Source organism: Hymenobacter sp. 102, from assembly GCF_049949205.1.
Taxonomy (GTDB): Bacteria; Bacteroidota; Bacteroidia; order Cytophagales; family Hymenobacteraceae; genus Hymenobacter.
The window spans coordinates 3029523-3047488 of the sequence record NZ_CP188172.1 but is presented as its reverse complement, the minus strand read 5'-3'; the positions used below and the strand labels follow the sequence as shown (position 1 = coordinate 3047488).

General features: G+C 58.6%; 17 protein-coding genes. 7 read left to right on the top strand and 10 right to left on the bottom strand.

The window, feature by feature from the left end; genetic code table 11:
* Window positions 1-175: 175 nt before the first annotated feature.
* Together ACN19L_RS13085 and floA are read left to right on the top strand one after the other, a co-directional pair.
* Complete coding sequence (locus tag ACN19L_RS13085; RefSeq protein WP_426489941.1) at window positions 176-643, top strand: NfeD family protein; 468 nt, start codon at window positions 176-178, stop codon at window positions 641-643.
* Between the two features lie 61 nt (window positions 644-704).
* Window positions 705-1706, top strand: coding sequence for a flotillin-like protein FloA (floA, locus tag ACN19L_RS13080; protein ID WP_426489940.1), 1002 nt, complete (start codon window positions 705-707; stop codon window positions 1704-1706).
* Window positions 1707-1880: 174 nt separating this feature from the next.
* On the opposite strand, the gene ACN19L_RS13075 is transcribed toward floA, so the two are convergent.
* On the bottom strand, window positions 1881-3926 hold the full coding sequence (locus ACN19L_RS13075) for an OmpA family protein (protein WP_426489939.1): 2046 nt from the start codon (window positions 3924-3926) through the stop codon (window positions 1881-1883).
* Window positions 3927-4368: 442 nt separating this feature from the next.
* On the opposite strand from ACN19L_RS13075, the gene ACN19L_RS13070 reads away from it, so the two are divergent.
* Window positions 4369-5346, top strand: coding sequence for an isopenicillin N synthase family dioxygenase (locus ACN19L_RS13070; protein WP_226270905.1), 978 nt, complete (start codon window positions 4369-4371; stop codon window positions 5344-5346).
* A gap of 133 nt (window positions 5347-5479) precedes the next feature.
* The gene (gene chrA, locus ACN19L_RS13065; RefSeq protein ID WP_426489938.1) at window positions 5480-6712 is read left to right on the top strand and encodes a chromate efflux transporter; all 1233 of its coding nucleotides are present in this window, start codon (window positions 5480-5482) and stop codon (window positions 6710-6712) included.
* Window positions 6713-6883: 171 nt separating this feature from the next.
* Here the strand turns inward: chrA and rfbA are convergent, their stop codons facing one another.
* The 7 genes from rfbA to prmC all read right to left on the bottom strand — a co-directional run bounded on the left by rfbA (window position 6884) and on the right by prmC (window position 14241).
* Window positions 6884-7756 carry a glucose-1-phosphate thymidylyltransferase RfbA gene (gene rfbA / locus ACN19L_RS13060; protein WP_426489937.1) on the bottom strand — a complete coding sequence of 291 codons (873 nt, stop codon included), beginning with the start codon at window positions 7754-7756 and terminating at the stop codon, window positions 6884-6886.
* Between the two features lie 142 nt (window positions 7757-7898).
* Window positions 7899-8906: an SDR family oxidoreductase gene (locus ACN19L_RS13055; RefSeq protein ID WP_426489936.1), complete on the bottom strand. Its 1008-nt coding sequence runs from the start codon at window positions 8904-8906 to the stop codon at window positions 7899-7901.
* An 87-nt stretch (window positions 8907-8993) separates the two neighbouring features.
* Complete coding sequence (gene rfbB, locus ACN19L_RS13050; RefSeq protein WP_426489935.1) at window positions 8994-10046, bottom strand: dTDP-glucose 4,6-dehydratase; 1053 nt, start codon at window positions 10044-10046, stop codon at window positions 8994-8996.
* A 133-nt stretch (window positions 10047-10179) separates the two neighbouring features.
* Window positions 10180-11205 (bottom strand): UDP-glucose 4-epimerase GalE, encoded by a 1026-nt coding sequence (gene galE, locus ACN19L_RS13045; RefSeq protein ID WP_426489934.1) that lies wholly within the window; start codon window positions 11203-11205, stop codon window positions 10180-10182.
* An 87-nt stretch (window positions 11206-11292) separates the two neighbouring features.
* Window positions 11293-12591: a nucleotide sugar dehydrogenase gene (locus ACN19L_RS13040; RefSeq protein ID WP_426489933.1), complete on the bottom strand. Its 1299-nt coding sequence runs from the start codon at window positions 12589-12591 to the stop codon at window positions 11293-11295.
* A 63-nt stretch (window positions 12592-12654) separates the two neighbouring features.
* A complete protein-coding gene (locus tag ACN19L_RS13035; RefSeq protein ID WP_426489932.1) occupies window positions 12655-13251 on the bottom strand; it encodes an acyltransferase in 597 nt (198 codons plus the stop codon).
* Between the two features lie 117 nt (window positions 13252-13368).
* Entirely contained in the window at window positions 13369-14241 is an 873-nt protein-coding gene (gene prmC, locus ACN19L_RS13030) for a peptide chain release factor N(5)-glutamine methyltransferase (protein WP_426489931.1), read from the bottom strand.
* Between the two features lie 98 nt (window positions 14242-14339).
* Between prmC and ribD the strand changes: the two genes are divergently transcribed.
* Window positions 14340-15380: a bifunctional diaminohydroxyphosphoribosylaminopyrimidine deaminase/5-amino-6-(5-phosphoribosylamino)uracil reductase RibD gene (gene ribD, locus ACN19L_RS13025; RefSeq protein WP_426489930.1), complete on the top strand. Its 1041-nt coding sequence runs from the start codon at window positions 14340-14342 to the stop codon at window positions 15378-15380.
* A 92-nt stretch (window positions 15381-15472) separates the two neighbouring features.
* Here ribD and rpmA read toward each other — a convergent pair whose 3' ends face one another.
* Window positions 15473-15745, bottom strand: coding sequence for a 50S ribosomal protein L27 (gene rpmA, locus ACN19L_RS13020; RefSeq protein WP_426489929.1), 273 nt, complete (start codon window positions 15743-15745; stop codon window positions 15473-15475).
* A 97-nt stretch (window positions 15746-15842) separates the two neighbouring features.
* On the bottom strand, window positions 15843-16148 hold the full coding sequence (rplU, locus tag ACN19L_RS13015; RefSeq protein ID WP_044000590.1) for a 50S ribosomal protein L21: 306 nt from the start codon (window positions 16146-16148) through the stop codon (window positions 15843-15845).
* 455 nt (window positions 16149-16603) lie between these two features.
* On the opposite strand from rplU, the gene ACN19L_RS13010 reads away from it, so the two are divergent.
* Together ACN19L_RS13010 and ACN19L_RS13005 are read left to right on the top strand one after the other, a co-directional pair.
* Entirely contained in the window at window positions 16604-17566 is a 963-nt protein-coding gene (locus ACN19L_RS13010; protein ID WP_426489928.1) for a ribonucleoside-diphosphate reductase small subunit, read from the top strand.
* Between the two features lie 119 nt (window positions 17567-17685).
* Complete coding sequence (locus ACN19L_RS13005; protein WP_426489927.1) at window positions 17686-17901, top strand: hypothetical protein; 216 nt, start codon at window positions 17686-17688, stop codon at window positions 17899-17901.
* The last annotated feature ends 65 nt before the right edge of the window (window positions 17902-17966 follow it).

The window sequence follows — 17966 nt, the reverse complement described above, 5'->3', positions numbered from 1 at the left end:
TTGTTATGTAAAAAACTTACTCACCGGCACCAGCCAAGGCACGTTGCGCGTGGGCCGGTGAAGCAGAAATGGTCATAGGCTGAACTGCTCAGCGGAGTACCAACGGCAAGGTAGAAAACCACCGATAAGGAGCCGGGTTTGCGTATCTTTTCCGCCACCAACCTTCCTTACTCTTATGGACTGGCTCACGATTGCGCTGCTACTGTTTTTCGGGCTGGTTTTTCTGGCCGCCGAAGTCATTTTCATTCCCGGCACCACGGTGGTGGGGCTGGTCGGCTTCGGGCTACTGGTGGCCGGTATCTGGCTTGGCTACCGCGACCTGCGTACTCCTACCGGGCATTTCGTGCTGGCGGGCTCCGCCGTTGTGGTGAGCGGGCTGGTGTACTGGGGCCTGCGCCCGCAAAACCTGAACCGGGTAGCCCTCACCCAGGTCAACCACAGCCGTGTGCACGACGTGCGCCACCCCGATGTGCAGCCTGGTACCGTGGGCCGTACTCTTTCGGCCCTGCGACCGGCCGGTACGGTGCTGTTTCAGGACGACCGGCGCGAGGCTACTACCCGTGGCGAGTTTGTACCGGCAGGCTCGGCGGTGCGGGTGCTGGGCATCGAACACAACCGCATTGTGGTGGAGCTGGTGGCCTGAACCATCTTCCTGATTTCGTCCTGACCTTCAACTATAGAACAACGAACAACCCTTACGCTGCATGGATTTCCCTCTCTTTCCACTGATAGTCGGCGGTATTGCGCTGCTGGTGTTGCTGTACTTCTTCCCCATTAGCCTCTGGATTACGGCTATTTTCTCGGGCGTGCGGGTCAGTTTGTTTCAGCTGGCCTTTATGCGGGTGCGTAAGGTGCCGCCAGCCCTTATCGTCAACTCCCTTATCACCAGCACCAAAGCCGGTCTGGAGCTGACGGCCAACGACCTGGAAACCCACTACCTGGCCGGGGGCAACGTACCCAGCGTTATCAAGGCTCTGATTTCGGCCGACAAGGCCAATATTCCGCTCAGCTTTAAACAGGCCACGGCCATCGACCTGGCCGGGCGCGACGTGTTTGAGGCCGTCACGACTAGCGTAAATCCCAAAGTCATCAATACGCCCAACGTGGCCGCCGTGGCCCAGGACGGTATTCAGCTCATTGCCAAAGCCCGCGTAACGGTGCGCGCCAACATTACCCAGCTGGTGGGCGGGGCCGGCGAGGAAACTATTCTGGCCCGTGTGGGCGAGGGTATCGTCACCAGCATCGGCTCGTCCCGCTCGCACAAGGAAGTGCTCGAAAACCCCGACAAGATTTCCAAGCTGGTGCTCAGCAAGGGCCTCGACGCCGGTACTGCCTTCGAAATCCTGTCCATTGATATTGCCGACGTGGACATTGGAGAAAACATCGGGGCCAAGCTCCAGACCGACCAAGCCTCCGCCGACCTGCGCGTGGCCGAAGCCCGCGCGGAGGAGCGCCGGGCCATGGCCGTGGCCATGGAGCAGGAAAACCGCGCCAAAACGCAGGAAGCTAAAGCCCTGGTGGTGCAGGCCGAGGCTGAAATTCCGAAAGCCATTGCCGAAGCCTTCCGCTCCGGCAACCTGGGCGTGATGGACTACTACAAGATGCGCAACGTACAAGCCGACACCGACATGCGCGACTCCATTGCCAACCCCGGCGGCCAGGGGGGCAGCGTGAAACCCGGCCGCGAGGAAGGCCGGATGTCGTAAGAATGTGCCAAATGTGGTCAGGAATGTGTCAAGTGTGAAAAATATAGCGCACGTCAAGGATTAAGTCTCTCGCTTTCTTACAAAGCAAAGGGCCGGTTTCTGCATGAAACCGGCCCTTTGCTTTGTATCATTTTCACATTCTACACATTTGCCATATTCTGCACATTCCGTTTCCTACTTCTTCGTAATCCGGAACTCTACGCGGCGGTTGAGTTTGCGGGTTTCTTCCTGGTCGTTGCTGGCAATGGGTTTGCTGCCGCCGTAGCCTTCGGTGGTGATGCGGCTGCCGGCAATACCTTTCTGTACGAGGTATTTTTTCACCTCATTCACCCGGTCCTGGCTCAGCTTCACGTTCAATTGCGGGTCGCCCTGGTTATCGGTGTGGCCTTCCAGTTTGATTTCCACCTGCGGATAATCCTTCAGGATGCGTACCAGGCGCAGTAGCTCGGGGTAGGAGTTTTCGCGCAGATAGTACTTGCTCTGAGCGAAGAAGATGTTATTCAGCTTGATGCTCTGGCCCACCGCAAACGGCACCAGGTACAAGTCCTGGTTGATTTCGGAGTACTTCTGCCGGTCCGTCACGTCCAGGTTATCCGATTCGGCCAGGTAGTCCTTGGCTTCAGCGCGGTAGCCATAATGCGCCCCCGAAGGCAGCACGATGGTGTAAGAGCCGTCGATAGGGCTGGTATCGGCCACCCCGATTTCTTCCCCGGTTAGCAGATTTTCGTAACGAATAGTAGCCGCCACCGGCTTTTTGCTGCTGGCATCCAGCACCTTGCCACGCACCAGCGTTACCACCTCCGGCCGGAACGTGGGCTTCAGGCTAATGCGAAAAATGTCCTTGGAGTTGTCAATACCTTTCCGGGCCGATACCAGGTACGCATCCTCGCCGGCCGCCGAAACGGTGTAATAGGCATCGAAGTCGGGTGAGTTTACGCTGCTGCCCAGATTGCGGGGCGCGCTCCAGTTGGTCCAGGTATCGTCCAGCCGCTTGCTGTAAAACAGGTCGCTCTTGCCGTAGCCGCCGTGGCCCTCCGAGGCGAAGTACAGCGTCTTGCCATCAGATGCCAGGAAAGGCGAAAACTCGGGCTTGCTGGTATTAATGGTTCCGCCCAGGTTGCGGGGCTTGGTCCAGGTTTTGCCGTCGGCGTTCAGAAAGCTCACGTACAAATCCTGCTGCCCTTTCCCATCCTTCCGGTCCACGGCCATCATCATCACCTTGCCGGAAGTAGAGAGCGAGAAATCGACGTTTTCGGGGTCATCGTTGTAGTAATCCTCGATTTCCACCTTCTCCGGCTTGGTCCAGCCCGTAGCCGTGCGGCGACTGATGCTAGGGCCTTTGGGTTCCATGGAGCCATCGGGCAGGTACACGCCAATCAGCAGCATTTGCTGGCCGTTGGCCGATACCGAGGCCACGCCATTCGGGTCGCGGGGCGTGTTAATGGGGCTGCCAATGTTCTTGGCTGGACCCCACTGTTTTTTTTCGGCGTTGGTGAGGTTACTGTACCACACGTCCTGCACATCCTTGGCCCCACCCACATTCTGCGGGTGCTCTTGCCGGGCAAAGAACAGGGTGCGGCCATCCGGCGAGATAACCGGGTGCGTATCCACGAATTTGGAATTGACAGTGGGCCCCAGGTTTACCATGGAGGAGTCAAAGCTGACCCCACTCTGCTCGTTCTTGAATTCCTTTTTCACCATCGACTCAGCCACGTCGGCCACGCCAATAGCGTCAATCTGGTTTACACCGTTTACCGCTTTCGTATTCATGGAAACCACCACCCCGATGGTGCGGTACGTACCGGGCGAAAACGTAACCTGCAGCGTGCGGAACTGTTCCGGCAATGGCCCCGGACTGTCATTGGTATATACCTGGTGCTTCTGCCCCCTGGTATCTACCAGTTCAATCTTGGTAACGGATCCGGGGTTGAAGTTCTCCACTACCGTCACCTGTTTGGCGACCAGTGATTTGCCAAAGCGAATTTCGATAGACTCGTTGCTGCCTTCCTTTTTTGGAATCCAAGCCTCATTATTTACCTGGCCCAACGGAGTAGCATTGGGTTCACCCAACACCTTTTCCGGCGAAAACGCCTCTTTGCCCTCGGCCTTCTGCGAGGAAACTGCTACCACTTTGGAAGCCCATACGGCGTGCTGGGCCTGTCCAGCTCTGCCTATCCCGACCAGCAGCCCCAGCGACAACAGTATTTTTGTAACATTCATACGTTCAAGGTCATATCAGACGCTTCCGGGAAAACACTATTCTGCCTGCCGGGATGTGATGCCCGGGTAGAACTCAAAAGACGTCGTTGCCCGATCGGAAGTTTCGCCGCACGGCAGCAGTTCCTCTAAAACCCGCTCTAAACGGCCGGCGGGCAATATACTCAAGAACCAGGTTAGTACATGGATTGCCCCGTGGCTTCTGAATAACAAACCTGTTTTCATGGAGTCCGGAAAAAACCAAGTACCACCGCAAAGTGCAACGCGGTTTCGCGACTTCCTATAGACGAAAGTCGGACCCTAAAAGTTGCACTTTAGCCTGTTACTTCCACCCGAAAACCAAGTCATATGCTACGTAGTTAGCTTACTCAGGAATCCCACCTTTTCATCGTACCTTGCGGGGTACGTAATGTCCCTCCCCTAGTACATAATTTCTCTTCACACCATGGAAGAAAAGCTGCTTGACGAAATTCCGTCGCTTGATTTGGCCGATTTCCGCTCCGGCGACCCGGAGCGCAAAGCCCGCTTCGTGCAACAATTGGGCGAAGCCTACCAGAACATCGGTTTCATTGCCCTGAAAAACCACGGCCTCTCCGACGTACAGACGGAAAAACTGTACGCCGACGTCAAAAACTTCTTTACCCTGCCCGACGAGGTAAAGCAGCAGTACGAAAAGCCGGAACTGGCTGGCCAGCGTGGCTACGTAAGCAAGGGCAAGGAGCACGCCAAGGGCCGCAACACCGGCGACCTGAAGGAATTCTACCACGTGGGTCAGGAAGTTGACGACGTAAATGACCCCATCGGGGCGGAATACCCCGATAACATCTGGCCAAAGGAGCTGGAAAGCTTCCAGGATACTGCCCTGACCACCTACAAAACGCTGGAAGCGGCCGGCAAAGACATTCTGCGGGCCATTGCTTTGTACCTGAAGCTGCCGGAGAACTATTTTGATGATAAGGTGCGTAACGGCAACAGTATCCTGCGCCCCATTCACTACTACCCCATCGAAAATCCGGATTCGGTGCCAGCCGACGCGGTGCGCGCCGCCGAGCACGGCGACATCAACCTGATTACCCTGCTGATGGGGGCCTCGGCCGATGGCCTGCAGGTAAAGCGCCGCGACGGCAAATGGATTCCCATTACCGCCCTGCCCGACCAGATTGTAGTGAACGTGGGTGACATGCTGCAGCGCCTTACGAACGGCGTGCTGAAAAGCACCATCCACCGCGTGGTGAACCCACCCCGCGAGAAGATGAACTCCTCGCGCTACAGCATTCCGTTCTTCATGCACCCTCGCTCCGAAATGAGCCTGGCGGCCCTGGAGAGCTGCGTAACGCCCGAAAACCCCAAGAAGGAGGCTGACATTACCGCCGGCGAGTTCCTGAATGAGCGGCTGATTGAGCTGGGCCTGAAGAAAAAGTAAGCCCCGCACCCGTTGAAAAAAGCCCCGCTTCCGGTATGGGAAGCGGGGCTTTTTTCTGTCGGCAGATGGCCGGCCGGCACTTCCCGATTTGCTGGTAAAGCGTATCTTGCCTGGTATCCTTCTCTGCCTTCCATTGCCCGTTTCGCAAGATGATATTCAGCTAGCCCCCCCACCCCGGCGCGCGCCACGGGTAAAGCGGGTGCGCAACCTCATCTTTTTGAAGGACGTGGCTGCGCTGGGTCTGAGTGCATTTGGCGGCCCGCAGGCGCACCTGGCCATGATGCTGCGGCTATTGGTGGATAAGCGCCGCTACCTTACGGCGGCCGAGCTGCTGGAGCTCACGGCTCTGTGCCAGATTTTGCCCGGCCCCACTTCTACCCAGACCATTACGGCCATCGGCTTCCGCCTGGGCGGCCCCAACCTGGCCTACCTCACGCTCATCATCTGGATGCTGCCGGCCGTGTGCATCATGACGTGCGCCGGCCTCACCATCAGCTACCTCGATAAGGAGCAGGTGGCCCGGCTCGTGCAGTACGTGCAGCCCGTAGCGGTGGGCTTCGTGGCCTACTCCGCCTACAAGATTGCCGAGAAAGTCATTCATACCAAAACGTCGGTGGCGCTGATGGTGGTGGCCGCCATGCTGGTGTTCCGGTTTCAGGTGCCCTGGCTGATGCCCATCCTGCTGGTAGCCGGAGGCCTGGTTACTACCTTCCGCTACCGCAAGATGCCGCAGCAGGAAAAGCAGCCCCTGCGCATCGAATGGCCCAATTTTTTGCTGTGGCTAAGCATCTTTATTGGCGCCGCCGTGCTGGGGCAGTACACGCAGTGGCTGCCGGTGCGCCTGTTTGAGAACTTCTACCGTAACGGCAGCCTCGTGTTCGGGGGCGGGCAGGTACTGGCCCCGCTGTTCTATACTGAGTTCGTAGAGTTTAAGCACTACCTCACTGCCGAGGAGTTTCTGTCGGGGCTGGGCATGGTGCAGGCCTTGCCGGGGCCTAACTTCTCCTTTGCCTCCTACATCGGGGCCCTGGCCATGCGCCGCGACGGCAGCGGCCTCGACGGGCAGCTGCTGGGGGCACTGGTGGGTGCGGTGGGCATCTTCATGCCGGGCACCCTGCTCATCTTTTTCCTGATACGCTTCTGGGACCAGCTCAAGCGGTACCGCGTGGTAAAGGCCTCGCTGGAAGGCATCAACGCCGTATCGGCCGGACTGGTGTGCGCGGCCACCTTCCTGCTCTACCATCCCCTGCCCGACAACCCCATCAACCTGGCCCTCATTGCTGTTACCTTTCTGCTACTACTCTGGGAGCGGGTGCCTTCCTATCTCATCGTGGGCGCGGCGCTGGTTGCAGGGCTGGTATTTTAGCTGTCATTGCGAGTTTAGCGAAGCAATCCTTCCTTTTACGCAGTTCAACACCTTGGATAAGCACAAAGCCCCTGACGTCCGTGTTGGCGTCAGGGGCTTTGTTCAGGTCGTGGGGGTGGAGTTCAGTGAAGGAAGGATTGCTTCGCTAAGCTCGCAATAACAGCTGATTGCTTACATCAGCAGCTGCTCGGGCAGACGCATGAGGTAGTCACCATAGCCGCTTTTGCGCAGGGGCTCGGCAATCTTGCGCAGCTGGTCAGCATCAATGAAGCCCTGGCGGTAAGCCACTTCCTCAATCGAGCCCACCTTCAGGCCCTGGCGCTGCTCCAGCACGCGCACGAACTCGCCGGCCTGCATCAGGCTTTCGAAGGTACCCGTGTCGAGCCAGGCGGTGCCACGGCCCAGGATGCCCACTTTCAGCTTGCCCCGACGCAGGTACTCCTGGTTCACGTCGGTGATTTCGTACTCGCCGCGGGGGCTAGGCTTCAGGTCGCGGGCAATCTGCACCACGTCGTTGTCGTAGAAATACAGGCCGGGCACGGCGTAGTTGCTCTTGGGCTTGGCGGGCTTCTCCTCGATGCTGAGGGCCTTGTTGTTGGCGTCGAACTCCACCACGCCGTAGCGCTCGGGGTCGTGCACGTGGTAGGCATACACCACGCCGCCGTCGGGGTCGTTGTTGCTCTTGAGCAGTTCCTCCATGCCTTCGCCGTGGAAGATGTTGTCGCCAAGCACCAAGGCCACTTTATCGTTGCCGATGAAGTCGGCCCCCAACACAAAGGCCTGGGCCAGGCCGTTGGGCACCTCCTGCACCACGTACTCGAAGCGGCAGCCCAGGTTGGCGCCGTCGCCGAGCAGCTTCTTGAACTGCGCCTGGTCGTGGGGTGTGGTGATGATGAGGATTTCCCGGATGCCGGCCATCATCAGGATGGACAGCGGATAGTACACCATCGGCTTATCGTACACCGGCATCATCTGCTTGGATACGGCCAGCGTGAGAGGGTGCAACCGGGTGCCGGAGCCGCCGGCGAGAATGATGCCTTTCATAGTGGGGTCTTGAGGTCTTGGAGACTTAGGGTCTTGGACGAAAGAACGTCATGCGGAGCTTGCCGAAGCATCTCTACCGCTTCGTTGAATCTGTGCAAACGAAGCGGTAGAGATACTTCGGCAAGCTCCGCATGACGGGCAATTAATTCCGCTCAGCAATAAACTCCTGGTTGGTTTTAAACCAGTCCAGTGTTTTCTGTAGGCCTTCCCGGATGCGAATCTGGGGCTGGTAGCCGAGCAGGTTCTGGGCCTTGCTGATATCGGCCAGGGAGTCGCGGATGTCGCCGGCACGGTCGGGGCCGTACTCGGGGGTGATGTCGGAGCCGGCTTCTTCCTTCAGGATGTTGAACAGGTCGTTGAGCGAGGTGCGGTCGGCCACGGCCACGTTGTACACCTGGTTCACAGCCTCGGGGTTCTGCACCAGCGCCGCCCGGATGTTGGCCTGCACGCAGTTTTCCACGAAGGTGAAGTCGCGCGTCTGACCTCCGTCGCCGTTCATACGGGGCGGGCGGCCTTCCAGCACGGCATCAATAAACAGCGGAATTACGGCGGCATAGGCCCCATTCGGGTCCTGGCGCGGGCCGAAGATGTTGAAGTACCGCAGCCCGATGATTTCCATGCCGTAGGTCTTGCCAAATACGTCGGCGTACAGCTCGTTGGCGTACTTGGTCACGGCGTAGGGCGAGAGGGGCTTGCCGATGCGGTCCTCCACTTTGGGCAGGGCTTTATGGTCGCCGTACGTGGAGCTGGAGGCCGCGTACACGAAGCGCTTCACGCCCGCTTCCTTGGCTCCCACCAGCATGTTCACGAAGCCGCCCACGTTCACGTCGTTGCTCGTGATGGGGTCGTTGATGGAGCGGGGCACGGAGCCCAGGGCCGCCTGGTGCAGCACTACGTCAATGCCCTTGCAGGCATCGATGCAGGTCTGCCGGTCCCGGATGTCGCCCTCGATAACGCGCAGGGCGGGGTTGCCCTCAAACAGCCGCAGGTTCTTGCGGAAGCCGTTGGAGAAGTTGTCCAGCACGCGCACCTCTTTGGCGCCGTACTTGAGCAGGTATTCCACCAGGTTCGAGCCAATGAAGCCGGCCCCGCCGGTAACGAGGAAGCTCAGGTTGTCGAGCGGCTGGTCGTGAAAAGGAGTATTGTACACTGTGGTAATGTGTTGAGATGTGAAGAATGTGAGAAATGTGAAGAATTATCTACTGGCACATTGTCCACATTCCTCACATTCTGCACATTATCTATTGTACTGCTTCTGGTAGTAGTCCTGGTACTGGCCACTGGTCACGTTGTTCAGCCACTCCTGGTTTTCCAAGTACCAGTCTACCGTCTGGCTCAGGCCCTGCTCGAATGTTACGGACGGTTTCCAGCCCAGCTCGTTCATGATTTTGCTCGAATCGATGGCGTAGCGCAGGTCGTGGCCGGCACGGTCGGTTACGAACTTGATGAGCTTGCGGGAGGTGCCTTTTTCGCGGCCGGTCTTCTCGTCCAGCGTGTCGCAGAGCAGGTGAATCAACTCGATGTTGGCCCACTCGTTCACCCCGCCGATGTTGTAGGTCTCGCCCACTTTGCCCTTGTGGAACACGGCGTCGATGGCGGTGGCGTGGTCTTTCACGAACAGCCAGTCGCGCACGTTTTCGCCCTTGCCGTACACCGGAATGGCCTCGCCGTGCTGAATGCGGTGGATGGCCAGCGGAATCAGCTTCTCGGGGAAGTGGTTGGGGCCGTAGTTGTTGGAGCAGTTGCTCAGCTTCACCGGCATGTGGTAGGTGTGGTGCCAGGCCCGCACAAAGTGGTCCGACGATGCCTTACTGGCCGAGTAGGGCGAGCGGGGGTCGTAGCTGGTTTCCTCGGTGAACATCTCGGGGCCGAAGTCCAGCGAGCCGTACACCTCGTCGGTGCTCACGTGGTAGAACACTTTGCCTTCGTAGTTGAGCGGCTTCCACAGGTTTTTGGCCGCGTTCAGCAGGTGCACTGTGCCCAGCACGTTGGTCTTCACGAAGGCCAGCGGGTCGGTGATGCTGCGGTCCACGTGGCTTTCGGCCGCCAGGTGAATCACGGCGTCGGGCTGCTCGGTGGCAAACAGGGTATCCACGAAGGCCTGGTCGGTGATGTCGCCCTTCACCAGCCGGTAGTTGGGGGCGTTTTCAATGTCGCGCAGGTTTTCGAGGTTGCCGGCGTAGGTCAGGGCATCCAGGTTCAGAATCTGATACTCCGGATACTTGGTTACAAACAGGCGCACCACGTGCGACCCAATGAAGCCGGCCCCGCCGGTGATGATGATTTTCATAGTTGGTTGATTTATCAGAACGTCATGCAGAGACAGAGCCGGAATATCCTGCTTGACTGATGCGGTGGAAAGTAATCCAACGTCAGCATACGAAATGCGTCGCTCCACTCTGCATGACGTTCTTTTTTCTCATTTACTTACCCAGCATCTGCTGCCATTTCCAGGCACTGACCAACGACTCTTCCAGCGTGGAGGATGTCTGGAACCCCAACACCTCCACTGATTTGGTTACGTCAGCGAAAATAGCCGGCACGTCGCCGGCGCGGGGCGGGCCAATGCGGTAGTTCAGCTTCTGGCCGGTAGCCCGCTCGAAGGCGTGCACCACCTCCAAGACTGAGTTACCGCGGCCGGTGCCCACGTTAAAGGTTTCCACCGGCTCGCCCTGCTTATCCAGCAGGCGCTGTACGGCCACCACGTGGGCCTTGGCCAGGTCCACCACGTGCACGTAGTCGCGGATGTTGGTGCCGTCGGGCGTATCGTAGGTGTCGCCGTGCACGGTCAGCTGCTCGCGGATACCAGCGGCCGTCTGGGTCACGTACGGAATCAGGTTCTGGGGCACGCCCAGGGGCAGCTCCCCGATTTTGGCCGAGGCGTGGGCTCCAATCGGGTTAAAGTAGCGCAGCAGAATGGTACGCAGCGTGTTACCGGGGGCGGCGGCCACGTCGCGCAGGATATCTTCGCACATCTGCTTGGTGGCCCCGTAGGGCGAGTTGGCCTTTTTGGTGGGCGTCTGCTCGGTTACGGGCAGGGCGTCCGGAATGCCGTACACGGTACACGACGACGAAAACACCAGGGCCTCCACCCCAAACTCGCGCATCACCTCCAGCAGCGTCAGCAGCGAGCCTACGTTGTTCTGGTAGTATTCCAGCGGCTTCTGCAGCGACTCGCCCACGGCTTTGTAGGCGGCAAAGTGAATTACGCCCTGAATACTGCCTTCTTCGGCAAATACGGCCCGTAGTGCTTCGGCGTCGTTGCAGTCGATGCGGTGCAGGGGCGTTTTCACACCCAGAATAGCCTCAATACCCTGCACGGCCGACTCACGGGAGTTATTAAAGTTGTCCACGATGACCGGCTGAAAACCCGCTTCGTACAGCTCCACTACCGCGTGCGAGCCAATGTAGCCGGCTCCACCCGTAACCAGTATTTTCGTGCGTTCCATACGTTAATGCAAGGAATGAGTGAATAACGTGATGAGAAAGGAGAGAATGGGGGTTAACGCCCCATTTTCTCCTTTCTCAACTCACCGCTACAGGCTCCAGTAGGTCAACTCCTGAATTTTGTTGCGGAACAGCCCTTTAATGTCGACAATAACGGCCGGCTGGTTAGTGATGGACTTGAAATACGCTTCATCCAGCTCCGTGTACGGCGTATGGCTTACGGCCACAATTACTGCGTCATAATCCGTGCGCGTTTCGCTTTCGGGCGTCAAGCGGAAGCCGTACTCATGGTACAGTTCCTCTGAATCGGCATGCGGGTCAATGATGTCCACGTTTACCGAGTAGTTTTTCAGCTCCTGAATCACGTCGGCCACCTTGGAGTTGCGGATGTCTTCCACATTCTCCTTGAAGGTGGCTCCCATCACCAGTACGCGGCTTTTGGCCACGTCCTTGCCCTGCTTAATCATCGTCTGCACGGTTTTGCGGGCGATGTAGGCTCCCATGTTGTCGTTGGTGGTGCGGCCGCTCAGAATCACCTTGGCGTCGTAGCCCAGCTCCTTGGCCTTATAGGTGAGGTAGTAGGGGTCCACGCCGATGCAGTGGCCGCCCACTAGGCCGGGCGAGAACTTCAGAAAGTTCCACTTGGTACCGGCTGCCTCCAGCACCTCATAGGTGTTGATGTGCATGCGGTCAAAAATCATCGACAGCTCGTTCATCAGCGCAATGTTCACGTCGCGCTGGGTGTTTTCGATGATTTTGGCAGCCTCCGCTACTTTAATGCTGCTGGCGCGGTGCACACCGGCCTGCACTACCAGCTCGTAGGTTTTGGCAATTACCTCCAACGACTCCGCGTCGCAGCCGGACACTACCTTCACAATGCTGCTGAGCGTGTGCTCCTTGTCGCCGGGGTTGATGCGCTCGGGCGAGTAGCCTACCTTGAAGTCGCCATTGGCGAAGCTCAGGCCCGACAGCTTTTCCATCACCGGAATGCAGTCCTCCTCGGTGCAGCCGGGATATACCGTGCTTTCAAACACCACATAGTCGCCCTTTTTCAGCACCTTTCCTACTGAGGAGGAAGCCCCCAGCAGGGGCTTCAGGTCGGGCTGAGCGTGCTCGTCGATGGGCGTAGGTACGGCCACGATGAAGAACGTAGCCTCCCGCAACACCTCCAATGAATCCGTGAACTCAATGTCGCAGCCCTCAAAGTCCCGGGCTTCTAGTTCGCCGCTGGGGTCGATGTGGTTGCGCATCATATCCACGCGCTTGGCGTTGATGTCGAACCCGATAACCTTGATTTTGCGCGCGAATTCGAGGGCAATGGGCAGGCCCACGTACCCGAGGCCGATGACGGCCAGCTTGGCCTGTTTCTGGAGAAGTTGCTCGTACACGATAGGAGTGACTGAGTGATGGAATGACTAAATGAAAAGCTATGAAAGGGCGGTTTGCGCAGTTTAGCCGGGGCTCATACGAGAAATCCGGCCATTGGTTAGCTGGTAACGGTCGCGGCCTTCCGGACAAGTGGCGTGGCCCTGCTCATTGAACTGCAGCCGGTGGCCGTGGGTGCTCATCCAGCCGTACTGTCGGGCCGGGTTACCGTACACCAGCGCGTAAGCCGGTACGTCGCGCGTTACCACTGAGCCAGCCCCCACAAAGGCGTACTCGCCCAACGTGGTACCGCACACAATGGTACTATTGGCCCCGATGCTCACGCCCCGTGCCAGCCAAGTGGGCTGGTAATGCCCGTCGCCGCGTCGGGGCACGGCCGCCCGCGGATTCAGCACGTTGGTAAACACCACGGAGGGGCCCAGAAACACGTCGTCGGCGCAGTGCACACCGGCATAGAGACTCACGTTGTTCTGCACTTTCACATTCCGGCCCAGCGTGACGCCGTCGGCCACAAACACATTCTGGCCTAGGCTGCAGTCCTCGCCCAGCACCGCACCGCTGCTCACGTGGCAAAAGTGCCAGATGCGGCACCCGTCCCCAATGCGGCAGCCCGCGTCGAGGACGGCGGTGGGGTGCGCATAGTAGCCAGGGGCGTCGGGCATGCCGGAGAAGTTGATGGACAGGTTTTCAGCCCGCAAAGGTAAGGGTTTTGGTAGTCTGTTAAGAAATCCTTGCCCAGGAGTCCGGCGCACCGAGCCGCTGTCAGCATTATCTTTCCGTTACGCGGCCGGCTGCGCCCCCGGCCAAGTGGCCCGCACCATTCGATTTTTCCCGAAAATATCGGCGTGGATGGCTGCACCCCAGTACCCCAGTTCCTGCAGCAGCGCCACGGTTTCAGACGCAAACTGCTCGTTGATTTCAAAGTATAGCACCCCGTTTTCAGCCAACAGGTCACGGCCCAACCCGGCAATGCGGCGATAGAACCGCAACGGGTCGTGGTCGGGCACGAACAGGGCCGTGGCGGGCTCGAACTTCAGCACATTGGGGCGCATGAGAGGCCGCTCATTTTCCAGCACGTAGGGAGGATTGCTCACCAGCACATCCAGCGGGGCCGGCAGCTGCGGCACCTGGGTCAGAATATCCACCTGCTGAAAAGCAACGGCCGCCTGGTAGCGTGCCGCGTTGCGCCGGGCCACAGCCAGTGCCTCTCCAGATACGTCCACCGCCGTCAGGCGGGCCCCGGGCAGGCGGCTGGCCAGCGCCAGCGGAATACAGCCCGAGCCTGTACCTATGTCCAGCACCTGCAGACCCGTTCGCCCCTGCTGCTCCCGCGCAATCAGCTCCACCAGCTCCTCAGTTTCGGGGCGGGGAATGAGGGTGGCGGGCGTCACTTCCAGCTCCAGCCCGGCAAAATGCGCCACGCCCAGCACGTACTGCAAAGGCTCGTGGCGCAGCAGCCGGGCCCGAATAGCGGCCAGTTCCGGCAGGCGGGTTTCGTCTACCAATTCCTGGGCCTGCATGCGCCGTTGCAGTGGAGTGAGCCCGAGCAGGTGCTCCAGCACCTGCCCGGCTATGGCCTCAGCTTCGCGCGGGTCATAAAGGGGCTGGAGGGCGGCGGCAAGGTTGGCGGTGAGGTGGCGGAGCGTGAGCATGCCGCAAAGGTACGCGCCGGCAGCCGGGCCTTCTGGGGTTGGCTGCCGGCGCGTATCTTCACCCCCCTTCTACCCTACTGCTTCATCCCACCCTCCGTATGCCTGCTTCCGATTTTGACCAGCTGATGATGCGCCGCGCCCTCGACCTGGCCCGACTGGGCACTGGCTTCACCCGCCCCAACCCTCTGGTAGGCTGCGTTATCACCCACGAAGGCCGTATCATTGGAGAAGGCTGGCACCGGCACTACGGGGGGGGGCACGCCGAAGTCAACGCCGTGGCGGCCGTAGCGGAACCGCACCTGCTGCCCCGCAGCCGGGTGTACGTGACCCTGGAGCCCTGCTCCCACTTCGGCAAAACCCCGCCCTGCGCCGACCTGCTCATCGAAAAACAGGTGGCCGAAGTCGTTATCTGCAACCTCGACCCTAATCCGCTGGTGGCCGGCCGGGGCATTCAAAAGCTGCGCGACGCCGGCATCCGGGTAGAAACCGGCGTACTGGAAGCTGAGGGGCGGTGGCTGAACCGCCGGTTTTTCACCTTGCAGGAGCAACAACGGCCCTATGTGGTGCTGAAGTGGGCTGAAACAGCGGATGGCTACTTGGCCGGGCCGTATTTTCAGCCCGTGCCCATCAGCGGGGAACTATCCCGCGTGGCCGTGCATCAGTGGCGCAGCGAGGAGCAGGCCATTCTGGTGGGTACCCGCACCGCACTGCACGACAACCCCCGGCTGAACGTGCGCGAGTGGCCCGGTCCCGATCCGCTCCGGCTGGTCATCGATAAAAACCTGAGCCTGCCGCCCACGCACCACCTCTTCGATGGCTCCCAGCCTACGGTAGTATACACCTATCGTGAGCGGGCGGCCCGCCCCGGCGTTGAGTACGTGATGCTTTCGGAGGCCGAAGATCTGTTTCCGCAGATTCTGCGCCACCTGGCCCAGCGCAACGTGCAATCGGTGCTGGTGGAAGGTGGCCCCACGGTGCTCACCTCGCTGCTGAAGGATGGACTCTGGGATGAGGCCCGCGTGATTCGGGCGCCGCACCGGCTTGGGGGCGGTGTACCGGCTCCGCACCCGGGGCTGGCGGGCCTGCACGAACAGTTTTCGTTGGGCGAAGACACCGTTTTCGTGTACCGGCGGCCCTAGCCGGGACTGCCGCAACGCAAAAAGGGACAGCCCTCACGGACTGTCCCTTCTGCTCAAAATTCCGGTTAATCACCGGAAGTTATGCGGTGCTACTACTCAGCAGTCTCTACAGCGGCCGGTACTACCGATACAAACGAACGGTCTTTGCGGCCCTTGCGGAACTGCACCGTGCCGTCGATCATTGCGAACAGGGTGTGGTCCTTACCGATACCCACGTTCTGGCCGGGGTGGTGCTTGGTACCGCGCTGACGCACGATGATGTTGCCGGCAATGATGGACTGCCCGCCGAAGATTTTCACGCCCAGACGCTTAGCTTCTGATTCGCGGCCGTTATTGGAGCTACCTACGCCTTTCTTGTGTGCCATGGTATTGGAGAATTATGAAGTATGAATATTGAATTATGAGGCGAACTGGGCTTTGCACCGCAATTCATCATTCATAATTCTAAACTCATAACTGGCCTTAGCCGATGCTGTTGATTAGAACTTTGGTGAACTGCTGACGGTGGCCGTTCAGCTTCTTGTAGCCCTTGCGGCGCTTCTTCTTGAACACCAACACTTTGTCGCCTTTTACGTGTGCGAGGATGGTACCGCTTACGGTAACGTCCAGCTCGGGCGAGCCAATGGTGAGGGTTCCGTTATCATCGGTCAGCAGGGCTTTGCCCAGCTCCACAGTGTCGCCGACGTTGCCAGCCAAACGGTGGGCGTATACAAATTTATTGGCTTCGACCTTAGTCTGCTTCCCGGCTATGTTGACAATTGCGTACATCGGCGTCTTCGCGGTTTCTGAAAAATGGAAGGCAAAAGTAGAAGGATGATTTTACAAATCCAAACCCTAACTCACTAAACCTCATTGCCCCCACCAATTTCATCCTCCTAAACCACCTTTAGCGGAACGCGCCACCGGGCAGGCGAATAACAATTTCTGTGGATAACCCCAATTGTCCACAGAAAAAATGTGGATAACTAAAGTTGTTAACATTTTCAGGGTTGCTTTTTATCTATTTTCATCTTAACAGACAACCGTCAGCTACTTAGTGGCATACACAAAAAATACTGCACAAAAAATGCGTATTCCCGCGGCTTGTTCCGGGTCAGGCGGTTTATCTTTGGCAGCCGGCCCTTGTGCCAAGGCCGCTGAACAATCTGGCTTGCCTTGGGGTTGAACCCAGCCTTCTTACCCTTCGGCTCCCAGCCATTTACCTCCTATATAGCCCTGTCCTCATGGAACCTCTGCTCACTGAGAACCCCAACCGCTTTGTTCTTTTCCCGATTCAGCACAACGATGTATGGCAGATGTACAAGAAAGCCGAAGCCTCATTCTGGACGGCGGAGGAAATTGATCTGAGCCAGGACCAGAAGGACTGGGATTCGCTGAATGACGGGGAGCGGCACTTCATCAGCCACGTGCTGGCTTTCTTCGCTGCCTCTGATGGCATCGTGAACGAAAACCTGGCTGTGAACTTCATGCAGGAGGTGCAGATGGCTGAGGCCCGCTGCTTCTACGGCTTCCAGGTGATGATGGAAAATATCCACTCGGAAACCTACTCCCTGCTGATTGACACCTACATCAAAGACCCCAAGGAAAAGGACCGCCTGTTCAACGCCCTGGAAACGGTGCCCTGCGTGAAGAAAAAGGGCGAGTGGGCGCTGAAGTGGATTAACTCCGAAAACTTCACTGAGCGCCTGATTGCCTTTGCCGCCGTGGAAGGCATCTTCTTTTCAGGGTCGTTCTGCTCTATTTTCTGGCTGAAGAAGCGCGGCCTGATGCCGGGCCTGACTTTCTCCAACGAACTGATTTCCCGCGACGAAGGGCTGCACTGTGACTTCGCCTGCCTGCTCTACCGCGACCATTTGCAGAACAAGCTGCCCGAGAGCCGGGTGCACGAAATCATCCGCGACGCGGTGCAGATCGAGCAGGAGTTTGTGACGGATGCGCTGCCGGTAAACCTCATCGGCATGAACGCTCAGAGCATGAGCCAGTACATTGAGTTTGTGGCCGACCGCCTGCTGGCCGAACTGGGCTACAGCAAAATCTACCACACCTCCAACCCCTTCGATTTCATGGAAATGATTTCGCTGCAGGGCAAAACCAACTTCTTCGAGAAGCGGGTGGGCGAATACCAGAAAGCCGGAGTACTCTCCGACCGCACGGCCAATGCCTTCTCTCTGGACGAAGACTTTTAATCGAGCCGCCGTCAGCAGGTTACCAGCCCCAGCTCCTCCCCGGAGCTGGGGCTTTTTTGTGGGGTTACCTTCGGTAAAGGCACGGTATCCAGGGGCAGCACTATTCACGCGTATCGTCTATGCCAGCCTTTTCCGACCAATGGCCTTTGCCGGGCCAGACCGACCCCAACATTACGCCCTGCGCTTTTTGCCGCCGTCGGCTCCGCTTCAATGGGAGGTCGGTTTTCACTTCCTGCTCCTGCAAAGCGTTTGGGCCATCCATTACAGTGGGGGCGCTGGTAGCCGGGGCGGTGCTGGCCGCGGCCGGGGCGTTGTGGCTGCTGCGCCGGCATTAGCCACGGGCACCGTGCAACGAATAGTCGGGGCCGCTCATCATATGGGTAGCCTCCTGTTTTTACGT